This window comes from Paucibacter sp. PLA-PC-4 (assembly GCF_026241155.1).
In the GTDB taxonomy this organism is placed as follows: domain Bacteria; phylum Pseudomonadota; class Gammaproteobacteria; order Burkholderiales; family Burkholderiaceae_C; genus Roseateles_E.
The window spans coordinates 67,879-89,488 of the sequence record NZ_JAPFGP010000003.1 but is presented as its reverse complement, the minus strand read 5'-3'; the positions used below and the strand labels follow the sequence as shown (position 1 = coordinate 89,488).

Genomic DNA, 21,610 nt, shown 5'->3' with positions numbered 1-21,610 from the left:
GACCCTGAAAGGTCGCCTGTCAAGCCCGCCGCCTTGCCGACTACCCCCCGCGTTTACGGTGTCTTCGGCTGTCATATCTTGCCGCTAGCATCTAGGGACGCGCTGCTCGCAGAGCCGGCGCTAAACCGGGTTGCCAGCAATTCCGGTGTCCGCCGGCCGCCTTTGGCGAGGAATTGGCCTTTTGTTTTGTGTCCTCCCCATCCCATCATGAAACTCAAACCTCTTGTTACCCTGCTGCTGACGGCTTTCGCCGCACCGGCGGTTCTGGCTTCGGCCAGCGGTGTTGTCATCAGCCAGGTTTATGGCGGTGGCGGTAATAACGGCGCGACGCTGACCCATGATTTCGTCGAGCTCTTCAATGCCGGCAAAAACCCGATCAGCCTGAATGGCTGGTCGGTGCAATATGCCTCCAGTGCGGGTAACTTCGGCACCTCGACTGGCGCGCTGACGCTGCTGCCCAACTACACGCTGCAGCCCGGCCGCTACTTCCTGATCCAGATGGCTGCGGGCAGCGGTGGTACCCAGGCGCTGCCGACTCCCGACCATATTGGCTTTGCAGCGATGAGCGGAACCGCCGGAAAGGTAGCGCTGGTGCCCGGCACGGCTGCGCTCGCCACCAGCACCCCGAGCGCGAGTCAACTGGTCGATGCGGTCAGCTTCGGTAGCGCCAGCACTGCCGTTGAGGGCGCTCCGGCTCCCGGCCTGAGCAACACGACGGCTGCGCAGCGTGCCGGGAACGGTTGTACCGACACCGACGTCAACAGCGCGGACTTCACCGCCGGCATCGCTGCGCCGCGCAATTCCGCCTCCTCACCAAACGTTTGCGACGGTAGCGGCGGTGGTGGCGGTGGCGGCGAAGATCCGCCACCGGTGGGTACCCCGGTGGCGATCTATACGATCCAAGGCAGCGGCGCGCAAAGCCCGGTGAAGGACCAGACCGTCAGCACCCGGGGCATCGTGACCCATGTCACCAGCACCGGCTTTTACCTGCAGGACAAGCTCGGCGATGGCAACAACGCGACCTCGGATGGCATCTTTGTCTACACGGCCGCCGCCAACAGCGCCCAGGTCGGCCAGGAGATCAGCCTGACGGCCAAAGTGTCCGAGTTCATCGCCGGAGCCAGCAGCCCGGCCGCCCAGGCCCGCCCGATCACGCAACTGATCACGCCGACTTCCATCACGGTGCTCAGCAGCGGCCACGCGATCACGCCTGTCGAGGTCGACCTGACTGCCCTGGGCGACGACGGCCTGGAGGCCTATGAGGGCATGCTGGTGACCTTGGCTGGCCCGGTGATGGTCCAGCAGAACTACTTCCTGGGCCGTTATGGCCAGCTGACCATCGCCGCCGGAGGCCGTCTGCTGAACCCGACCAATGTGCATCGCCCCGGCACGCCTGAGGCGCAGGCACTGTTCACCGCCAACGCGCGCCGCATGCTGCTGCTGGACGACAACCTGTCGCTGCAGAATCCGAACCCGACGCCTTATCTGGCCGCCGACAACACGGTGCGTGCCGGTGACACGGCCGCGTCGCTGACCGGTGTGATCGACTTCGGCCTGGCCACTGCCGCCTCGAACGGCGCGGCGATGTACAAGCTGCAGCCTACCGCGCCGGTGCAGTTCGAGCGCAGCAACCCGCGCACCGCCGCGCCCGCTGCCTCAGGCGGCAACTACACGGTGGCCAGCGCCAATGTGCTGAACTACTTCACCACCTTCACCAACGGCCAGACCGCTTCCGGTCAGAGCGGCCAGGGCTGTACGTTGGGCGCTGCCAGCTCGGCCTCCAACTGCCGCGGTGCGAACAATCTGGCCGAGTTCCAGCGCCAGCAGACCAAGCTGGTGGCGTCGCTGAGCGCGATCAGTGCCGACGTGGTCGGCCTGATGGAGATCCAGAACAACGGCGATGTCGCGGCCCAGAATCTGGCCGATGCGATCAACGCCAAGCTGGGCTCGGCGGTCTACAAGGTCGTGCCCAAGGGCGCGCTTGACACCGGCACCGACGCGATCCGCGTGGCCATGCTCTACAAGCCTGGCCGCCTGACTCTGCAGGGCGCGCCGCTGTCGGATACCAATGAGGTCAACAACCGTCCGACCTTTGCCCAGGGCTTCGCCGCACCGAATGGCGAGCGCTTCGCGGTGGCCGTCAACCACCTGAAGTCCAAGGGCAGCTGCCCCTCGGGCGGCATCGACGGCGACCAGGGCGACGGCCAAGGCTGCTGGAATGCAACGCGCGTCGATCAGGCCCAGCGTCTGCGCAGCTTTGTCGGCCAGATCCAGGCCGCAGCCGGCACCCAGGATGTGATCGTGCTGGGCGATATGAATGCCTATGCGCAGGAAGATCCCATCCATGCGCTGACCGGCGATGGCGCCTTCATCGACCAGGTCGGTCGTTTCGATCCGGCCGCCTACAGCTATGTGTTCGACGGCTTTGCCGGCCGCCTTGACCATGGGCTGACGACGGCCTCGATGAATAGCAAGGTCGTCTCGGCCAAGCCCTGGGCCATCAATGCCGACGAGCCGCTGATCATCGACTACAACCTCGAGTTCAAGCAGCCAGCCTGCGCGGCCTGCGGCCCCGACTATTACCAGCCCCACGCCTACAAGTCCTCTGACCATGATCCGGTGGTCTTGGGCCTGAACCTGGTCAAGCAGGTGGTCGGCGGAAGCGGGCGCGACACCATCGTCGGCACAGCCGGTGACGACGTGATCGAGGGCGGCGCGGGCGCCGACACCCTGAGCGGGGGCGCCGGTCGCGACCAGTTTGTCTACCGCAGCATGCTAGATGCCGGCGACACGGTCACTGACTTCGCCGTTGGCGAGGACGTGCTGGTGCTGAGCCAGTTGCTTCAGGCCAGCAGCATTGTTAGCGCCGATCCGCTGGGCCAGGGCTTTGTGAGCTGCACGATGTCCGGCGCCAATGCCGTCATCGGCATCGACACCGACGGCCGTGCCGGTGCGACCAGGACCAAGCCATTGGTTCAGCTCAAGAGCGTGTCCTGCGCCACCATCAACGCATCCAGCTTCAAGTTCTGAGCCTTCCAAGGAGAATCCCCATGTTCCGCAAAACCCTGACGGCCCTGGCGGCCCTGACTCTGGCCTGTGCCAGCCAGGCCGCGACCTACAACTTCAGCGGCAGCTTTGATGCCAACCCCGGCGCCGCCGTGCTCAGTGGCCAGTTCTCGATTGACGATGCCGAGGTTGCCGCCGGCGGCTTTGACGGCAGTTTCGCCCTGACCGCGCTGACGCTTAACTTCATGGGCGAGAGCTTCACGCTGGGTCAGGCGGGCGATCCCTACGTGCAGTTCGAGACCGGCAGCTTGATCGGCCCCAATGCCTTGTTCCAGACGCAAGGTGGCGGTCAGCTGGCCCTGCAGTCCTTCTTCGGTTCCAGCAGTTTCACCTACTCGATCGGCGGCAGCGATATGGGGGGCAGCCTGAGTATCAGCGCCGTCCCCGAGCCCGGCACCTGGGCGATGAGTCTTGCCGGTCTGGCCGCGCTCGGTGCGATCGCGCGCCGTCGTCGGCAACAGCAACAAGCCTGAGGCCACAAGCCTCATTGCCAGGGGCGGCGCTAACGGGCGCCGCCCTTTTTTGTTGACTCAGCGCGATAGCGCCAGCTTCAGCCCAAAGCCAATTAGCACCGTGCCGGCCAGGCGCTCCAGCCATTGGCCGATGCGCGGATTGCCGCGCAGCCGGGCCGCCAGATGCTGGGTCAGCAGCGTCACGATCAGGCCATAGGCGAGGGTTAGCAGCGCAATCGTCACGGCCATCGCACCGAAGCTTGCAAGGCCCTGATGCTGCGCCGGGTCGACGAACAGCGGGAAGAAGGCCATGTAGAACACGATGGCCTTGGGGTTCAGCAGGGTGATCAGCAGGGCCTGCTGAAAGTATTGGCGCGGCCGGATCTGCAGCACCGGCGCGTCGCCCGGCTTGGCGCGCAACATGCGCCAGCCCAGCCAGGCCAGATAGGCCGCGCCCAGCCACTGCACGCCGGCGAATACTCGAGGCGAGGCCGCCAACAACGCGGCAACGCCGGCCACGGCCAGCCACATCAAGACCTGATCGCCGGCGATCACCCCCAGTGTCGCGGCCAGCCCGCCCTTGAAACCGCCCTTGCCGGTGGACGAGATCAGGGCCAGATTGCCCGGACCTGGAATCAACAGGAAGACGATGATGGCGACGACAAAGGCGCCGTAGTCTGCAATGCCGAACATGGCTACTCCGCGGGCGAGAACGATACTTGATGCTAAGCGAAGCGGCGCTTGTCAGCGTGCCGACTCTGCCCGCGCCTGCAGGATCAGCTCGGCCAGTTCGGGGCGCAGCGACATCGAAGCGAAGGCGCTGACCGTGGCGCGCCCCGGATTGCCGGGCGGTAGCCGACCGCTGAGATGCCCCAGCGGCACCAAGGCCAGGCGAAGCAACTGGCCTGACGCTTCCCGCCAATCGTGCTGGCTGATCGCAAAGCACAGCATCAGGACATGGGTCTGCCAATGTGGCCCAAGACGTGCTTGCCCAACCACATGCGCTGCTTCAAGGATATGCCAGCGCTGTGCGTGCTCTTGGACGAGCCTGTACTGTCGCAGCAGAGCGCGATAGCTGGCGACATCGAAGACGTCGCCGGTGCGGCGCGCCTCAGTGTCCATGATCATGAGCATGCGTCGCAGTGCCGCCATGCTCGAGTTCGCCGCGGGCCTGGTGTAGCACCTGCCAGCCGCCATGCAAGGCCAGTGTGGCCATGAGGCCGGCGACGGCCAGGTCGGGCCAGGCACTGCCCGTGCCGAAGACGCCAGCGGCCGCGGCCAGCACGGCCATATTGCCGATGGCGTCATTGCGCGAGCACAGCCAGACGCTGCGCATATTGGCATCGCCCTCGCGAAAGGCGTAGAGCAACCATGCCACCGCGACATTGGCGACCAGGGCCAGCAAGGCCACCGTCCCCATCGTGGGCGCATCCGGCACCTTGCCATGCCAGACCGCCCAGAGCGCATGGCCCAAAAGATAGAGCCCGAAACCCATCATGCTGGCGGCCTTGAGCATGGCCGCACGAGCCCGCCAGGCCACAGCCGAGGCCAGCACCGCCAGCGACACTGCATAGTTCAGCGCGTCGCCGGCGAAGTCGATCGCATCGGCCAGCAGCGACAGCGAGCCCGCGGCAATGCCGGCCGTGATCTCCAGCAGGAACATCGCAGCATTCACCGCCAGCGCGATCCACAGAATCTTGCGGTAGCGGCCCAGATTGAGAATCTGGCTGGCCGGTGGTGTTTCGTGTTCACAGCAGTGGGCGGACATCGGAGAGCTCCAATCAGTCGGTCGATGCCTGTATTGGAAAGCCTGGAGTCGCTACGGTGTCAAGCCAGGGTCGGCAAAGGCCGTTCAATACGTCCGGCTGCCCTTGAACTGCGCGTGCTGGCGGCGCTGCAAGGTGGTGCTGCGGCTCATCGCATCGAAGGAGACGCGGGCATGGGCATGCATGATGGCCAGGCCCAGCGCGTCGGCGGCGTCCTTGCCAGGTTCGCCGGGCAGGGCCAGCAGGCGCTGCACCATGGCCTGCACCTGTTCCTTCTTCGCATGGCCATGGCCGACGATGGCTTTCTTCATCTGCAGCGCGGTGTACTCGGACACCGGCAGATCGCACGACACCAGGGCCGTCAGCGCCGCGCCGCGGGCTTGGCCCAGCAGCAGGGTCGATTGGGGGTTGACGTTGACGAACACGATCTCGACCGCCGCGCATTGCGCCTGGTAGGTGGCCGCGACCTCGCGGATGCCGTCGAACAAGATCTTCAGCCGCGCCGGCAGATCGCCGGTGGCGACCGCACTGGTCTTGATCGTGCCGCTGGCCACATAGCTCAAGCGCGGGCCGTCGGCGTCGATAACGCCGAAGCCGGTGGTCTGCAGACCAGGGTCAATGCCGAGAATTCGCATCAGAGGTCAAGCTTGAAATACCAGCGCACCGAATGGAAGAACACCGGGGCCGCGAAGCACAGCACTGCGATGCGGTCCAACAGTCCCACCGCGCCGGTGATGGAGCTGCGGTTGCCCCAGTAGACCACGCCGGCGTCGCGCTTGAGCGCCTTCATCACCAGGCCGCCCATGGTGCCGGCCGCCGCCGCGATGACCGCCATCACCAGCGCCTGGCCGGCCTTGAACGGGGTGATCCAGTACAGCAGGGTGCCGGTGACGGCCGCCGCGAGCAGGCCCAGCCACCAGGCCCGCAAGGAGAAGCTGCGACTGATGCGGCGCGCTAGCGGGCGGCGCCGCAGCGATCTGCTCGCTACCTCCTGGACGATCTGGCCAACGCCCACCACCATCACCAGGAAGAACAGCAGGAAGGGGCCGCGGCCCTCATAGCCCTTGAAGTCCAGCAGCAGCAGTGCCGGCGCATGCGAGAGCCCGTAGACGCAAACCATGATGCCCCACTGGATCTTGGCATTGCGTTCGAGAAAGCGCTGTGGGTCGTCGGCCAGTGCGCTGACCACTGGGATGGCCAGGAAGCCGTAAACCGGAATCAGCACGCTGAACACATCGAAATGCCGGTTCCCGACCAGCGCGTACTGCAGTGGCAGGAGCACGAAGAAGGCCAGTATCAGGCTGCGGTGATCGGCGCGGCGGGTGTGCATCAGTGTGATGAATTCGCGCAGCGCCAAAAAGGACAGCACACCGAACAGCAGGGTTGCGCCCAGCGGCCCCGAGACCCAGGCGGCCCAGAACAGCAGCGAGCCGACCCAGGTGGCGTTCAGGTCGCGGCGAAACTGCCGCCAGTTGTTCTCAGCCGCCTCACTGCGCTCGGTGCTGCGCAGCGAGTAGAAGAAGCCTGCGGCGGTGATCAGCACCAGCAGGCCGAACAAGATCAGAAACAGCAGCGCGATCTGGTCGCCGGCACTCATCAGTCGCAGCGCCTTCATCACGCACGCTCCTGCATCGGTCGCTGGGCCAGTACGGCGGCGCGGGCGCGGGAGAGGAAGTCGCGCTTGTCCTCACCGGGCATCAGCCGCAGCGGCTCGCCGAAGGTGACGGTGCACAAGATGGGTACCGGCACGATCTCGCCCTTGGGCATCACGCGCTGGACGTTGTCTATCCAGGTCGGTATCAGCTGGACCTGCGGAAACTGCTGGGCCAGATGGAACAGCCCGGCCTTGAAGGGCTGCGGCTCGCCCTTGCTGGAGCGCGTGCCCTCGGGGAAGATCACCAGCGAATCGCCGTTACCGAGCGCATCGACCAGCGGCTCCAGCGGATCCTCATCGGGTGTTGTGCGGGTGCGGCTCACATAGATGGCGTTGAACACCGCCGAGGTCAGCCAGGTCTTGAGCTTGCTGGAGGTCCAGTAGTCGCGGGCCGCGATCGGCCGGGTGCCGGCGCGCAGCTCGGCCGGCAGCGCGGCCCAGATCAGCACCCAGTCGAAGTGGCTTTGATGGTTGGCGAAGTAAATGCGCTGCTCGGCAGTGGGCGGGCAGCCCTTCCAGTGGCCCTGGGCGCCGGTGATCAGGCGCGCCAGGGAGGCCAGCAGCAGGCCCGTCGCTTCGGTCAATGACATGCGGGGATTATCCCCGGCGCCCGCACAGGGCTTTAGAGATCGCGCTTGGCCTGGGTCAGCAAGGTCGAGACCTCAGTCGATATGCGGGCGAAGTTCGATCCGGAGCCGATCAGACGTTCGGCCTGCTCGTACTGGCCGCCATTGATGCGGCGTGCCACCTCGCCGGCCGTGCGGTGGAACTCGGCATGCTTGTCGACCAGGGCCACGAAGCTGGGCCGGGTGCGCCAGCGTCGGCCCCCGTCGCCATGCAGCCAGCGACCCAGCGGGCACCGGTCGTCCCGGCAGATCGTCTCGGCATCGAGCTTGCCGTGCTCGGCGATGGCCTGACGCAGCTTCACCTTCCACTGACGGTGGGCGTTGATGGCGCCGTCGAAGTCGAAGCTGGCGCCCTCTGCCGCCGGGGCCTCATCCAGGCGCAGCCCGTCGGGCAGGCGAAAGCGTCCGACTTCGGCGGCCAGCTCATCGGCCTGCTGCTTCATCGAGGCCGCAGCTGCGGCCGTCTCTTCGACCAGGGCGGCGTTTTGCTGTGTGGCCCGGTCCAGCTCCTGGACCGCCTGCCCGATCTGCGCGATGCCCATGCTTTGCTCGCGCGTGCCGGTGGCGACCTCGCCCAGCAGCTGATCCACGCGCTGCGAGCCGCCGACGATCTGGGCGATCGTCTCGCCGGCCCGGCGTACGATCGTCGTGCCGTTCTCCACCTGCTCGACGCTGCCGCCGATCAGGGTCTTGATCTCTCGGGCCGCATCGGCGCTGCGCTGTGCCAGCATGCGAACCTCGCCCGCGACCACCGCGAAGCCGCGGCCCTGCTCGCCGGCCCGCGCGGCCTCCACGGCGGCATTGAGCGCCAGGATATTGGTCTGGAAGGCGATGCCGTCAATGGTGCCGATGATGTCGGCGATGCGGGCCGAGGCGCCGCGAATGCCCTCCATCGTCTCGACCACCTCCTGCATCACGCGTCCGCCGTCGGCTGCGGTCTGGGCATTGCCGCGTGCCAGACCCGAGGCCTCGGCCGTGTGTTCGGCGCTGGTGCGCACGGTCGCTGCGATCTGCTCCATCGAGGCCGCCGACTCTTCCAGATTGGCCGCCGCCTGCTCGGTGCGGGCCGACAGGTCCATCGCGCCGCTGGCGATCTCGTCGCTGCTGTGCACGATCTCGTCGCTGGAACGGCGCACTCGCAGCACCATATGCCGCAGCGAGGCCTGCATGGCGCTGAGGTCGCGCATCAGCTGGGCGGCTTCGTCGCGGCCCCAGGGCGAGGGCGAGGTGGTCAGGTCGCCCTCAGTCATAGCGTGCAGATGGCGACGGGTCTCGTTCAGGCCGCCCTCCATCACCTTGAAGAAGCTGACGAAGAAATAGCCGGCCACCAGCAAGGCCGCACCCACCACCAGCGCCACCCTCAGCTCGTAGGCGCGCTCGGTGGCGATCAGGTCGTCGATATAGATGCCCGAGCCAATCACCCATCCCCAGGGCTCGAAGCCCATCACATAGGAGATCTTGTTGACAGGCTGGGTGCTGCCCGGTTTGGGCCACTGGTAGTCGACAAAGCCCCGTCCCTGCTTGCGCACGGTGTCGACAAAGGCCTGGAACAGGAAGCGGCCGCTGGGGTCCTTGAGGCTGCCGACCTCCTTGCCCTCCAGCTCGGGCCGGCTTGGGTGCATCACCACCCGTGGCTGCATATCGTTGATCCAGAAGTACTCCTGCTCGTCGTAGCGCAGGCCGGCGATGGCCTGGCGTGCGCTGGCCTGGGCCTGTTCGCGCGGCATGCCGGCCTTCTCCAGGCCGTAAGCCCAGACCAGCACGCCGTGGGCGACCTCGACATGCTGGCGCGTGGCGCTCTTTCGGGCCAGCAGGGCCGTGTCGGCGCTGACCACCAGCAGCCACACGATCAGTGCGACCAGCGGCAGCGAGAAGCAGGCCGAGATCAGTGAGGCCTTGCTGCCGAAACGCAGGCTGCGGAACAGACGGATGCCAGGCGCCCAGATGCCGTGATAGGCGAAGAAGCCCCGGTCCTGCGTCTTGCGTGCGGCGGTGTTCATCGGAAGTGACGTCTCCTGAAGTGATGTGATGGCAGCGCGCAGCCGGTGGCCTGCCTCGCGAAATCGGGCCCAGCTTAGTGGCCCTGTCAGACCACCAGCTTGCTCCATGTCAAGAGCGGGGGCTCGGCGGTGCCGGCTGCGGGCGAGTCTGTGCAGTCCTGCACAGGCCGGCTGTTGGGCCCGCGCCTTAGGCTGCCTGTTCCGTGCGCACCGGGACCGGCCGGGCCGTCGCCGTGCCGCGGCCGCGCATCAGGTCGGCAGCCTTCTCGCCGATCACGATGGCCGGCGCATTCGTGTTGCCGCTGACCACCTGGGGCATCACCGAGGCGTCCACCACCCGCAGGCCCTCGATGCCATGCACGCGCAACTCGGCGTCCACCACGGCCAGCGCATCCCTGCCCATGCGGCAGCTGCCCACCGGGTGGTAGACCGTGTCAACGCGCTGGCGCAACAAGGCCTCGATCTGGGTATCGCTGTCTCCCGTATGGGCTTCGCGGGTCCAGGCCTCATGGGTCCAGAAGGCCTTCAGGCTGGGTGCGCGCATCAGCTCGCGGGTCAGTCGATAGCCCTCGACGAGCTGCTGCACATCGTCCGGATGCTGCAAAAAGGCCGGGTCAATCAGCGGCGCGGCCAGCGGATCGGCGCTGGCCAGACTCAGCGTGCCCCGGCTGTGCGGCCGCAGCAGGCAGACATGGCAAGACAGGCCGTGTCCCAGGCCCAGCTTGCGCGCATGGTCCTGCACCAGGGCGACGACGAAATGCAGCTGCATATTTGGCGCCGGCAGGCCCGGCCGGGTGCTCAGAAAACCTCCGCACTCAGCGAAATTGGTCGTGATCATGCCGCGACGTTCACGCCTGTAGCGGGCGATGGACTCCAGCAGGCGCCAGCTGCCCTTGGCCGAGATACCCACTGTGTCCAGGCTGTCGGACAAGTAGCCGAACACAAAGTCAGGGTGGTCGTGCAGATTCTGGCCTACCCCCGGCAGATGATGGGTCACCGGCAGGCCCAGGCGCTGCAGTGCTGCGCCGTCGCCGATGCCCGAGAGCATCAGCAGCTGGGGCGACTGCAGCGCGCCGGCGCTCAGCACCACCTCGCTTGCGGCGCGCAGCTGGCGCTTCAGGCCGTTGTGCAAGATCTCGACGCCGACCGCGCGTCGGCCCTCCAGCAGCACGCGCAGCACGCGCACGCCGGTGAGCACCTGCAGATTGGGCCGGCTGCCCAGATGCGGGTGCAGATAGCCGCGCGCGGCGCTCCAGCGCTCGCCCTGGTGCTGGGTGACCTGGTAGACGCCCAGGCCCTCCATCTCGCCGGCATTGAAGTCGTCCAGCACCGGATGGCCGCAATGGCGGGCGGCTTCCAGCCAGGCCGCATGCAGCGGGCTGTCGCTGCGCAGATCGCCCACGCGCAGCGGCCCGGCCTGGCCATGCCAGGGGGCACCTAGCCGGGTATTGTTCTCGGAGCGGATGAAGTAGGGCAGCAGTTCGTCAAAGCTCCAGCCGGGGTTGCCGGCCGCAGCCCAGGCGTCGTAGTCGCTGCGGTGGCCGCGTATATAGACCATCGCATTGATGGCCGAGGAGCCGCCCAGCACCCGGCCACGTGGTTGGTAGCCGCGTCGTCCGTTCAGCCCAGCCTGGGGCACGGTCTGGAAAGCCCAGTTGTTGAGCTTGCTGGGGATTTGCAGCACACCGGCAAACGGCGTCTTGACCACCCAGCTGTCGCCAGCACCGCCGGCCTCCAGCACCGTGACGCGGCAGGACGGGTCTTCGCTGAGACGACCGGCCAGCGCGCAGCCGGCCGAGCCGCCTCCGATGATCAGATAGTCTTGCTCTGCCGTCATCGTGGCGCCGCTCATGCGATCTTCTTCAGAAGGCCCAGCAGACGCTCGAAAGTGGCGCCGTAGGGAGGGTAGAAAAGCCGGGTGCCGGCCCAGCGCGGCTGCGTGAACACCGGCTTGAGTGCGCTGAATGTGTTGAAACCCCAGACGCCGTGATAGGCGCCCTGTCCGCTGGCGCCGACGCCGCCAAAGGGCTGGTCCTCCTGGCCGATATGCCAGATGCAGTCGTTGATGGTGACCCCGCCGGCATGGGTCTCGCGCAGCACCCGCTCGCGCGCTGGCGCGTCGCTGCCGAACCAGTACAGCGCCAACGGCCGCTCGTGGCGCTGCACGTAGGCAATCGCGGCGTCGGCATCGTCGCAGCCGACGATGGGCAGCAGCGGGCCGAAGATCTCCTCGCGCATCACCGCCATCTCTTCGTTGACGTCCAGCAGCAGATGAGGCGTCAGCTTGCGACCCTCTGAAGACTCGTCATGGCTGGGCAGCAACCGAGCGCCCCGCGCGCGGGCGTCGTCGAGCAGGCCCTGCAGCCGGGCATGGTGGCGCTCGGTCGCGATGCTGCTGTAGTCTGGATTGCCAGCGATGGTCGGGTAGAGTCGGCGCATCGCCCGCTGCAGTGCCTGGGCCAGCGGCTCGACCATGGTTTTGGGCGCGAGCACATAGTCCGGCGCGATGCAGGTTTGGCCGGCATTGAGCAACTTGCCGAAGGCCAGTCGTTCGGCGACGCGCTCCAGATCGGCGCTGGCATCGATGATGACGGGCGACTTGCCGCCGAGCTCCAGCGTCACCGGGGTCAGGTTTTGTGCGGCGGCTTGGGCTACCAGCCGGCCCACGGCGGTGGAGCCGGTGAAGAACAGATGGTCGAAGGGCAGGGCCGAGAAGGCGCGGGCCAGCGCCGCGTCGCCGCAGATCACCTGCATCTCCTCGGGCGCGAAATTCTCGGCCACGATGCGGGCCATCAGGGCCGAGGTCAGCGGGGTCAGTTCGGAGGGCTTGATCAGCACACGGTTGCCGGCCGCCAGCGCGGCCAGCGCCGGGCTCAGTGCCAGTTGATAGGGATAGTTCCAAGGTGCGATCACACCCACCACGCCCAGCGGCTGTGGCAACAGCCGGTTGCTGCCGGGCAGAAAATGCAGGGCGGTGGGCATGCGCTTGGACTTCATCCAGCCGCGCAGATGGGCTTTGGCATGCTGGGCCGCCGACTCCACCGTGAACACATCGGCCAGCAGGGTCTCCTGGCGGGCGCGATGACCGAAGTCGCGCGAGATCGCCTCCACCAGCTCGTCCGCGTGCCGGCGCGTCATCGCCCGCACACGCGAAACCCGGTCCAGCCGGGTGGCCAGGCTGGGCATGGGCTCAGCGCGGAAAGCGCTGCGCTGCAACTCCAAGCAGAGCTGCAGCCGCTCGTTGAGGCTGTGGTCCAAAGCGGTCTCCTTGTGTCTTGTGGCACAAGGCTAACCCCCAGGGCCTGGACCGCCAAGCGTGAAGGCCCTGGGATAGAGGCGGGGCTCTACAGAAAAGCCTGCTGCACTGTCGCCTGCGGGACAGGCGCCTCTAGTTGTGCATGCCGCGCCGCTCGGTTGCGACGATGTCCCACACCGCGATGAACATGGCCGCGATCAGCGGGCCGATCACAAAGCCGTTCAGACCGAACACGGCCATGCCGCCCAGCGTGGAGATCAGCACGATGTAGTCGGGCATCTTGGTGTCTTTGCCGACCAGCAGCGGCCGCAGCAGGTTGTCGACCAGGCCGATCACCAGCACGCCATAGGCGATCAGCCCCAGGCCGGCCGCGATATTGCCAGTTGCCAGAAAGTACAAGGCCACCGGTAGCCACACGAGGCCGGCGCCGACGGCCGGCAGCAGCGACAAAAAGGCCATTAGCACGGCCCACAGCACTGGGGCATGCACATCCAGCACCCAGAAGGCCAGGCCGCCCAGCGCACCCTGCAATGCGGCCACTGCGATATTGCCCTTGACCGTGGCGCGTATCACGGTGGTGAACTTCTCACCCAGCATGCGCTTGTAGGTGGCGCGCAAGGGCAGGGCTTCGCGGATGCGGCGCGAGAGCTGCTCTCCGTCGCGCATCACAAAGAACATCAGGTAGAGCATGATGAAGAAGCTGACGACGAAGTCGAAAGTGTCCTGGCCGAAACCCAGGGCCTTGCTCGCCAGCAGCTGGCTGCCCTGGTTCAGCGCGCTCACCAGCTTGTCCTGCAGCAAGTTGAGATTGCCCAGGCCGAAGCGGTCCAGCAACTGGGTCAGCCAGACCGGCAGCGCCGCATAGATCTGCTGTACATAGGTCGTGAAGCTGAACTCGCCCGATTTGCTCTTCGCGTACAGCGCCGTGCCCTCCTGCACCAGCGACAGGGTCACCAGGGCCAGCGGAAGTATCACCAGCAGCAGCACGATGAGGATGGCACCCAGCGCCGCCAGCGTGCGCCTGCCTCTGGCGGGCTTGAGCAGGCGCCGGTACAAGGGCGCGAAGACGATGGCCATCGCCGTGCCCCACAGCACCGCGCCATAAAAGGGCAGGAGAATCCAGCCAAAGGCCAGGGTCACCAGCACCAGCAGCAGCACAAAGGTCTTGTCGTGCAGGGCGGGGGCTTCGTCGGGGGGCAATGGTGGCATGGTCCGTTTGGGCTTGCGGTGGAGTGAGCTCGCATCGTAGCGGCTATGCTGGATTCGATCGGGCTGCTTGACCATGCCCTCAGGGAGTCGTCTCGATGTGCAGGAATATCAAGACCTTGTTCAATTTCGAGCCGCCGGCCACCGAACTAGAGATTCGCGATGCCTCGCTGCAATTCGTTCGCAAGCTCAGCGGTTTCAGCGTGCCGTCCAAGGCCAATGCGGCGGTCTTCGAGCGTGCGGTCGACGAGGTGGCCGCGAGCGCTCGGCGGCTGATAGCTGAGATGGTCACACAGGCCGAGCCGCGCGACCGCGAGGTCGAGGCGGCCAACGCCAGGGCCCGCTCGATGAGCCGATTCACCGCCACGCAATGACGGCGCTCCTGCTGGTTTTCGGTTCGGTGAGGCCGGTCACGGTGTCGCGCTGTGTCGGCGTCCTCAGCATATTGCTGATAGACATGCGCGCTGCCCGCCCCTAATCTGATTGACCGTGCTGGGAGGAGGCTTCAGGCATGAAGAGTCATCAGTTTGATTCACTTCGGGCAGGCTCGGGGCCGGCTTTAACGCCAAGCGATCGCTCAGGCGGCGGCGGTGGCTGGGTGCAGACCAGTCGTCAGCAGTTGCAGCGACGGGTCGTGCAGAACCTGCAGTCCGGACCGCGCCAACATGATCAGGTCCGACAGCTCGCGGCGATGCATGGTGGCGCGTCCTCGAGCTTGCCGACAGGCTTGCAAGCCGGGCTGGAGTCGCTGTCGCAGATGTCCATGGACGATGTGCGCGTGCACTACGATTCCTCGCGACCGGCCCAATTGCGGGCGCTGGCCTATGCGCAGGGACAGCATATCCACTTGGCACCGGGCCAGCAGGCGCAGCTCCCACACGAGGCTTGGCACGTTGTGCAGCAAAAGCAGGGGCGGGTGCGTGCGAATCTGCATTCGCGCGGCGTGGCGATCAATGACGACGACCAGCTCGAACGCGAAGCCGATCGGATGGGTGCTCGGGCGCTCTCGCTTGGCGCTTTGCCAATAGAGCGTGGCGCTCGATCTCGATCCCCTGGCGGCGCCGGCGGCGCGCCGCTGCAGGCGAAATGGAGCCTGAACCGGGATCTGGCCGAGTTGCGCGGCGAGGTGCTCTATTTTGACGCCGATCACCTGCTCACTTACGACCCGATAACCCAGACGCTGGATGCGCTGGGAGGTGGCGATCCCAAGGTCTTGAGCGGTGAAGCGCATGCGGCCTTGATGCGCCTGATTCACAAAGATGTGCGTGCCGAGGACGACGACGAATTGCGTCGTCTGGGCTTCTCCGAGGAGGACATCCTTGCGCTCGACGAACAGGGCGCTGCCAATGCGCTGGACCTGCGGTCCGATAAGGATGCTGAGGTCGAGGACGCGCCGTCCGGCAAGCGCGAGGCATCCAGCCACTTCAGCGAGGTCCGGGGCAAGGTGCGCGACAAGATTTCAGCCCAGACCGCCAAAAATATGCACAGCGGCAAACAATCAGGGCTCAAACGTTGGCTTCGTGCAGTCAAGGGGCGTGACAACCCCGATCTGGGCATCTTGGGCGACGCGGTCTATGTGCGGCTCGATCTGATCAAGGACGACGACGAGGCGCGCGAATGCGCTGCGACGGTTAAGGCATCGCTGATCAAGGACAGCAGCGGGCACTACTACGGCTATGTCACCAATGTGTGATTTGGCGTGGTGGGTGCGGGCATGAGGGTCGGTCAGAATTCTGACGACGCGGCGCTGGCGCGACAGCCCGCAGCCCAGATGGGGTCGGTCGGGCCGGGCCCTGCGCCCGCGCCGAAGTCACCGCGCCAGCAGGCCGAGCACAGGATGCTGGCGCGACTGCAGAGCGGCGACCGGATGCCGCTGCAAGGGCATCGACTTGCGAATCTGCGCAGGCCCTTGGGCTCGAGCATGGCCGTTGTGCAATGCAGCCATCGCATCACTGGATCGGAGGTCGACTTGGTGGATGAAAACCGCGACTTCGTGAGCAAGATCCCCGCCGGCTACAGCCTCTGGGTGCTGGGGACGCAAGGTGTCTATGACGAGGTGGCGGAGTACAGCGGGCAGGATCAGGAGGAAGAGGACGACGCGCAAGAAGATCGCCGCGAGGATGAAGGCCAAAGCCAAAGCGATGACGAGGATGTGCAGGGCAGCGAGTCTGATGGTGACGATGCGATCGGCTTTGTGCGCAGCAACCGCCTGCTGCGTCAGCCAGCACCCCAGGTTCCGGAGCTTGGCGTGGTGCCCAGAAGTTGGACCAAGGCGCATGGGCCGCTGCTCGGGCGCAAAGGGCCACGCATGAAGGATGTGCGCCAGGGCGATTTGAATGACTGCTTTTTCCTCGCGCCGCTAGCCGCGATTGCGGGCACACCGCGCGGCAAGGCTTTGATCGCCGACATCCTGCGGGATCGCGGCGATGGCAGCTTCAGTGCAAGGTTCGCAGCCCTGGACGACGACAACCAGATCGGCGCGCGCGAGGAAGTGGTGGTGGATCGCTGGTTGCCAAGCGACAAGAGTGGTAAGCCGCTCTACAACCAACCCCAGCACAGTCTGGCTGAGGAATTGCCGATCTGGGCCGCGCTGCTCGAGAAGGCCTATGCGCAATGGGACGAAGACGGCTATGCCGGACTGAACATGGCGGCCGCCTCGCGCGCTATCGCCCACCTGACAGGGTTGGAGCCCGAATCCCTGCAATGGGATACCGAGTCAAAGAGTGTGCTGGGAAGATCAGAGTCCGGTTGGGCGCAAGACACTTTTCGTCAAGAAGAGCTGGAAGACATCGAGGCCGAGCGCGAGGATGTCGCCTCGGAGGTGGACGATACGGAAGATGTGGTGCGGCCCAGGCCCGTCAAGGACATCGACGCCGTGCACTTGCACGCCATGCTGCGTGCCGCCAAACGCGACCCGAATGCCGTGCTGGTGGCCGAGAGCCGCAGTGAGGAGGACGACCACACGTCTTTTCTGGACAAGCAAAAGCAAGTGCGCGACTCGCATGTGTACGTGATACGCGAGGTCTACAAGGATCAGAGCTTGCTGTTGTGGGACCCGATCACGGGCAACTCCAACCGGCTCGGCGCGGATAAGTTCCGCGAGTTTTTCAGCCGGGTGCTGCGCGCCTCGCTACCCAAAGTGGGCTAAGCACCTAGCCGACAAAGCGCGATCTCATTTGGCCAGCGCCTTGAGCAGCTTGTCGTGGATGCCGCCGAAGCCGCCATTGCTCATGCACAGTACATGGTCGCCGGGCTTGGCCGCCCGGGCGACGGCGGCTACCAGCGCATCGATGTCCGCGCAGACCTGGGCCTGCCCGCCCATCGGTGCCAGCACTTCCTTGGCGTCCCAGTCGACGCTGCCCTGATGGCAGAAGCTGATATCGGCCTCTTCCAGTGACCAGGGCAGCTGTGCCTTCATCGTGCCCAGTTTCATCGTGTTGGAGCGCGGCTCGAACACGGCCAGAATGCGCTCGCTCGGCGCGATGCGGCGGCGCAGGCCGTTGACGGTGGTGTGGATGGCGGTCGGGTGGTGGGCGAAGTCGTCGTAGACCCTGACGCCGGCGGCCTCGCCGCGCAATTCCAGCCGTCGGCGCACGTTCTGGAAGCTCGCCAGCGCTGCGGCCGACTGCTCGGGCGGCACGGCCAGATGCTCGGCGGCGGCGATTGCGGCCAGTGCATTGAGCTGGTTGTGCTCGCCGCTGAGCGCCCATTCCACTCTGGCAACCTTCAGGCTGCCGCGCAGCACGTCGAAGGCTTGCGGCTCGCCGCGGGCGCGCAGCGCGCCGGGTTCTTCCTTGCGTGCACCGAAGCGCTGCACCTCGCTCCAGCAGCCACGGCTGAGCACGCGCTTGAGCGCCTCCTCGCGGGCGTTGACGACGAGTCGGCCACTCGGCGGCACGGTGCGCACCAGGTGATGGAACTGGGTCTCGATCGCAGCCAGGTCGGGGAATATGTCGGCGTGATCGTGCTCGAGATTGTTCAGGATCGCGGTGCGCGGCCGGTAGTGGACGAACTTGCTGCGCTTGTCGAAGAACGCGGTGTCGTACTCGTCGGCTTCGATGACGAAAGGCTTGCCCTTGCCGAGCCGGGCTGAGACGCCGAAATTCAGCGGTACGCCACCGACAAGAAAACCCGGCTCCAGTCCGGTCTGCTCAAGAATCCAGGCCAGCATCGCGGTGGTCGTGGTCTTGCCATGCGTGCCTGCCACGGCCAGCACATGGCGGCCCTGCAAGACATGCTCGGCCAGCCACTGCGGACCCGAGGTGTAGGGCAGACCGGCGTCGAGGATAGCTTCCATCAGCGCAAAGCGGCCTTCCGACGAGCGCGTCACGACATTGCCGATCACGAACAAATCGGGTTTGAGCGTCAGCTGGTCGGCGCCAAAGCCCTGTATCAGCTCGATGCCTAAAGCCTGCAACTGATCGGACATCGGCGGGTAGACATTGGCGTCGCAGCCGGTCACCTTGTGGCCGGCCTCTCGGGCCAGCGCGGCCAGGCCGCCCATGAAGGTGCCGCAGATGCCGAGGATGTGGATATGCATATCAGGTGTCTCTAAACCAGGAGGGCAGGCGGGGCGGGACCTCGTTCAGGGAGCCTAGCACCAGGCACTGCGGGGCGATAGCCGGGTCGGGTTGCTTCAGGTCGGGTACCAGGACCACGCCCATGCCCGCCGTCAGAGCCCCCTGGGCGCCGTAGCTTGAGTCCTCGAACACCAGGGCCTTAGCAGGATGGATGCCAAGGCTGAGCGCGGCCAGCTCGAACAGGTCCGGATGAGGCTTGCCGCGCGCCACTTGATCGCCGCCATGGATGGGGCCGAAGAATGTGCGGATCCCGGCGGCATCAAGCCGTTCTAGCACCTTGGCATGGCGGGTCGACGAGGCCACGGCGAGCGGCACGCCCAGGCTCTGCAGCCGCTGCAGCAGAGCCAGCGCGCCGGGCATGAGCTCGAAACCTCGGTCACGGAACTGCACTGCGATCTCGGCATCGACCGCCGCATAGACGCGTTCTGCCTCGACAACGCTGCCCAGCTTCTCGCTTAGCACGGCCAGGCTGTCCTGCCGGTTTCGGCCAACGGTCAGCAGGTAGTCGGCCTCGGTCAGCGAGGACAGCCGCAGCCAGGCATCGCGGATCGGTCGCTCGGAGTCGAGTAGCAGGCCGTCCATGTCGAAGATCACCGCATCGAAGCGGCGGGCCATGATTGCCATTTCAGCGCAGGGCGCTGCGGGCGGCGTCCAGCGTGGCATCGATATCGGCCGCGCTGTGCGCGCCGCTGACGAAGCCGGCTTCATACAGCGCGGGAGCCAGGTAGACGCCGGCCTCCAGCATGCCGTGGAAGAAGCGGTTGAAGCGCTCCTTGTCGGTCGTCATGACAGTGGCGTAATTCTGCGGCAGCTCGTGCATGAGGAAGAAGCCGAACATGCCGCCCTGGCAATCGGCGCTGAAGGGCACGCCGTTGTCTTTGGCCACGGCCACCAGGCCGTCTACCAAGCTGCGGGTGCGCGCGGTCAGCGCGTCGAAAAAGCCAGGCTTCTGGATCTCTCGCAAGGTCGCCAGGCCGCAGGCGGTAGCGACCGGGTTGCCGCTCAAGGTGCCCGCCTGATAGACGCCGCCCAGTGGGGCGAGGTGCTTCATGATGTCGCGACTGGCACCGAAAGCGGCCAGCGGCATGCCGCCGCCGATGACCTTCCCGAACACGCTGATATCGGGCTTGAAGCCCGGAATCAGGCCCGCGTAGTGGCCTTGCGCGCTGCTCAGGCCCACGCGAAAGCCCGTCATCACTTCGTCGAACACCAGCAGCGCGCCATGGGCCGAGCACAGCTCGCGCATGCGGGTCATGAAAGGGATGCTGGCGCGCACGAAGTTCATATTGCCGGCAATCGGCTCGACGATCACACACGCCAGCTCGGGCCCGTGCAGTGCGAAGGCCTCTTCGAGCTGGGCGAGGTTGTTGTACTCCAGCACCAACGTGTGCTGGGCCACCTCTGCCGGCACGCCCGCACTGGTCGGGTGGCCGAAGGTGGCAAGACCCGACCCCGCCTTGACCAGCAGCGCGTCGGTGTGGCCGTGGTAGCAGCCCTCGAACTTGATGAACTTGCTGCGGCCGGTGGCGCCGCGCGCCAGCCGGATCGCGCTCATCGTCGCCTCGGTGCCGGAGCTGACCAGGCGCACCTGCTCCATGCTGGGCACCAGCTTCAGAATCTCTTCGGCCAGCTCGAGTTCGCGCTCGGTTGGCGCACCGAAAGAGAAACCTTCGCGCGCCGCGCTCAGCACCGCGTCCAGCACAGCCGGGTGGCCGTGGCCCAGGATCATCGGGCCCCAGGAGCCGATGTAGTCGATATAGCGTCGGCCCTCGGCATCAAGAATATAGGCACCATCGCCGCGCTTGATAAAGCGCGGCGTGCCGCCGACGGCGCGAAAAGCGCGCACCGGCGAGTTGACGCCGCCGGGAATGACGCGCTGCGAGCGCTCGAACAGGTCTTGATTCGTGGTCATGATCGGGAAGACAGGGGGGCGGAGCATGCCTTCAATGCATGCGACGGGGCGGCCGGCCCGGGGGCTCGTCGGCCACCAGGGGTTCCAGCGGGTCGATCAGGGTGGCTTCGGCGCCGTCCTCGTCCTCGGGCGGCAGGGCCCAGAAGAAGCGGTCCGGCAGCACGTTACCCATGCCGGGTCTAAAGCCCGCATCGAGTGACTGGTCCAGGAAGGAAAGGGCCTCGGCCACGGCGCTGTGCACTTCGGCACCGACCGACAGCAGCGCGGCGATGGCGGCCGACAAGGTGTCGCCGGCGCCGATGAAATTGACCTCGAAGCGCTCGAACTTCTCGCCGGTGATGGGGCCCTGGGCATTGGCCAGCACATTGTCGATGAACTGGTTGGGCAAGGTGATGCCCGTCACCAGTACATGCTCGGCGCCGTGCTGGTTGGCGGCAACGGCCAGCTCGCGCGGCGAGGCAGGGCGGTCGGCGTCCCAGTCGGGCAGAAGAAAATCGGTCAGGGTCTTGTGGTTACCGACCAGCACATGGGTCTGCGGCAGCACCAGCTCGCGCAAGGCATCCAGATAGCTCTGCTGCTGCTCCTCGTCTAGCCAGGAGATGGCAGGTAGATAGGCGACCAGCGGAACATCAGGGTAATCACTGAGAATCTCGGCCACCGCGCTGACACCTTCGGCACTACCGAGGAAGCCGACCTTCCAGGCCGTGATCGTGACGTCCTCCAGGATGCTGCGTGCCTGCTCGACCACCGTGTCGCTGTCCAGCACATGCTGATCGAACACCTCGGCGGTGTCGCGCAGCAAGATCGCGGTGACGACCGGCAGCGCATGCGCGCCCATCGCGGCAATGGTGGCGATGTCGCCGGCCAGGCCGCTGGCGCCGCTGGGCTCGCTGGCGTTGAAGCTCATCACGCAGGCCGGTGCTGGGGATTCTTGCTCTTCGGGGGGCAGGGCGGGGTCGGTGGGGAAGTCTGCTGTGCTCATGGTCAGGAAGGGATGAAAGGTCCTGTTACCAGGGACCCAAACAATGCGTGACTAAGCACCGCTAAGCATCGAAATGGCTGTTGCATCCGTGCCTACTCTGCCCATGGGGG

19 protein-coding genes are annotated in these 21,610 nt (G+C 66.1%); 5 read left to right on the top strand and 14 right to left on the bottom strand.

Going from position 1 to position 21,610, the window contains the following annotated elements:
• The first annotated feature begins 207 nt into the window (after nucleotides 1-207).
• Together OOZ63_RS05415 and OOZ63_RS05410 are read left to right on the top strand one after the other, a co-directional pair.
• The gene (locus tag OOZ63_RS05415) at nucleotides 208-3,030 is read left to right on the top strand and encodes an ExeM/NucH family extracellular endonuclease (protein ID WP_266004397.1); all 2,823 of its coding nucleotides are present in this window, start codon (nucleotides 208-210) and stop codon (nucleotides 3,028-3,030) included.
• Nucleotides 3,031-3,050: 20 nt separating this feature from the next.
• Nucleotides 3,051-3,539, top strand: coding sequence for a PEP-CTERM sorting domain-containing protein (locus OOZ63_RS05410; RefSeq protein ID WP_266004396.1), 489 nt, complete (start codon nucleotides 3,051-3,053; stop codon nucleotides 3,537-3,539).
• A gap of 57 nt (nucleotides 3,540-3,596) precedes the next feature.
• On the opposite strand, the gene OOZ63_RS05405 is transcribed toward OOZ63_RS05410, so the two are convergent.
• The 10 genes from OOZ63_RS05405 to OOZ63_RS05360 form a co-directional block, all read right to left on the bottom strand.
• Complete coding sequence (locus tag OOZ63_RS05405) at nucleotides 3,597-4,211, bottom strand: LysE family translocator (protein ID WP_266004395.1); 615 nt, start codon at nucleotides 4,209-4,211, stop codon at nucleotides 3,597-3,599.
• Nucleotides 4,212-4,262: 51 nt separating this feature from the next.
• A complete protein-coding gene (locus OOZ63_RS05400) occupies nucleotides 4,263-4,646 on the bottom strand; it encodes a DUF3703 domain-containing protein (protein WP_266004394.1) in 384 nt (127 codons plus the stop codon).
• Nucleotides 4,630-5,286: a cation transporter gene (locus tag OOZ63_RS05395; RefSeq protein ID WP_266004393.1), complete on the bottom strand. Its 657-nt coding sequence runs from the start codon at nucleotides 5,284-5,286 to the stop codon at nucleotides 4,630-4,632. The genes OOZ63_RS05400 and OOZ63_RS05395 overlap by 17 nt, the downstream gene beginning before the upstream one ends.
• Before the next feature lie 84 nt (nucleotides 5,287-5,370).
• Nucleotides 5,371-5,919, bottom strand: coding sequence for a crossover junction endodeoxyribonuclease RuvC (ruvC, locus tag OOZ63_RS05390; RefSeq protein ID WP_266004392.1), 549 nt, complete (start codon nucleotides 5,917-5,919; stop codon nucleotides 5,371-5,373).
• Nucleotides 5,919-6,899, bottom strand: a complete 981-nt coding sequence (locus OOZ63_RS05385) for a phosphatidate cytidylyltransferase (RefSeq protein ID WP_266004391.1) — start codon at nucleotides 6,897-6,899, stop codon at nucleotides 5,919-5,921. Before OOZ63_RS05385 ends, ruvC begins: the two co-directional genes overlap by 1 nt.
• The gene (locus OOZ63_RS05380; protein ID WP_266004390.1) at nucleotides 6,899-7,528 is read right to left on the bottom strand and encodes a lysophospholipid acyltransferase family protein; all 630 of its coding nucleotides are present in this window, start codon (nucleotides 7,526-7,528) and stop codon (nucleotides 6,899-6,901) included. The genes OOZ63_RS05385 and OOZ63_RS05380 overlap by 1 nt, the downstream gene beginning before the upstream one ends.
• 32 nt (nucleotides 7,529-7,560) lie before the next feature.
• Entirely contained in the window at nucleotides 7,561-9,564 is a 2,004-nt protein-coding gene (locus OOZ63_RS05375) for a methyl-accepting chemotaxis protein (RefSeq protein WP_266004388.1), read from the bottom strand.
• Nucleotides 9,565-9,751: 187 nt separating this feature from the next.
• The gene (locus OOZ63_RS05370) at nucleotides 9,752-11,401 is read right to left on the bottom strand and encodes a GMC family oxidoreductase (protein WP_266004711.1); all 1,650 of its coding nucleotides are present in this window, start codon (nucleotides 11,399-11,401) and stop codon (nucleotides 9,752-9,754) included.
• An 11-nt stretch (nucleotides 11,402-11,412) separates the two neighbouring features.
• On the bottom strand, nucleotides 11,413-12,822 hold the full coding sequence (locus OOZ63_RS05365) for a coniferyl aldehyde dehydrogenase (RefSeq protein ID WP_266004386.1): 1,410 nt from the start codon (nucleotides 12,820-12,822) through the stop codon (nucleotides 11,413-11,415).
• Between the two features lie 130 nt (nucleotides 12,823-12,952).
• Nucleotides 12,953-14,029 (bottom strand): AI-2E family transporter, encoded by a 1,077-nt coding sequence (locus OOZ63_RS05360; protein WP_266004385.1) that lies wholly within the window; start codon nucleotides 14,027-14,029, stop codon nucleotides 12,953-12,955.
• Nucleotides 14,030-14,124: 95 nt separating this feature from the next.
• Here OOZ63_RS05360 and OOZ63_RS05355 point away from each other — a divergent pair, with 95 nt between their 5' ends.
• The 3 genes from OOZ63_RS05355 (at nucleotide 14,125) to OOZ63_RS05345 (ending at nucleotide 17,174) form a co-directional block, all read left to right on the top strand.
• Complete coding sequence (locus OOZ63_RS05355) at nucleotides 14,125-14,400, top strand: DUF2277 domain-containing protein (RefSeq protein WP_266004384.1); 276 nt, start codon at nucleotides 14,125-14,127, stop codon at nucleotides 14,398-14,400.
• A 317-nt stretch (nucleotides 14,401-14,717) separates the two neighbouring features.
• Nucleotides 14,718-15,719, top strand: coding sequence for a DUF4157 domain-containing protein (locus tag OOZ63_RS05350; protein WP_266004383.1), 1,002 nt, complete (start codon nucleotides 14,718-14,720; stop codon nucleotides 15,717-15,719).
• Between the two features lie 279 nt (nucleotides 15,720-15,998).
• On the top strand, nucleotides 15,999-17,174 hold the full coding sequence (locus OOZ63_RS05345) for a C2 family cysteine protease (RefSeq protein ID WP_266004710.1): 1,176 nt from the start codon (nucleotides 15,999-16,001) through the stop codon (nucleotides 17,172-17,174).
• Nucleotides 17,175-17,198: 24 nt separating this feature from the next.
• Here OOZ63_RS05345 and mpl read toward each other — a convergent pair whose 3' ends face one another.
• The 4 genes from mpl to thiD are packed head-to-tail and all read right to left on the bottom strand — an operon-like array spanning nucleotide 17,199 to nucleotide 21,500.
• Complete coding sequence (gene mpl / locus OOZ63_RS05340) at nucleotides 17,199-18,566, bottom strand: UDP-N-acetylmuramate:L-alanyl-gamma-D-glutamyl-meso-diaminopimelate ligase (RefSeq protein ID WP_266004382.1); 1,368 nt, start codon at nucleotides 18,564-18,566, stop codon at nucleotides 17,199-17,201.
• A gap of 1 nt (nucleotide 18,567) precedes the next feature.
• Complete coding sequence (locus tag OOZ63_RS05335; protein ID WP_266004380.1) at nucleotides 18,568-19,221, bottom strand: HAD family hydrolase; 654 nt, start codon at nucleotides 19,219-19,221, stop codon at nucleotides 18,568-18,570.
• Nucleotides 19,222-19,231: 10 nt separating this feature from the next.
• Nucleotides 19,232-20,518 (bottom strand): glutamate-1-semialdehyde 2,1-aminomutase, encoded by a 1,287-nt coding sequence (hemL, locus tag OOZ63_RS05330; RefSeq protein ID WP_266004379.1) that lies wholly within the window; start codon nucleotides 20,516-20,518, stop codon nucleotides 19,232-19,234.
• Nucleotides 20,519-20,549: 31 nt separating this feature from the next.
• Nucleotides 20,550-21,500: a bifunctional hydroxymethylpyrimidine kinase/phosphomethylpyrimidine kinase gene (gene thiD, locus OOZ63_RS05325; RefSeq protein ID WP_266004377.1), complete on the bottom strand. Its 951-nt coding sequence runs from the start codon at nucleotides 21,498-21,500 to the stop codon at nucleotides 20,550-20,552.
• Between the last annotated feature and the right edge of the window lie 110 nt (nucleotides 21,501-21,610).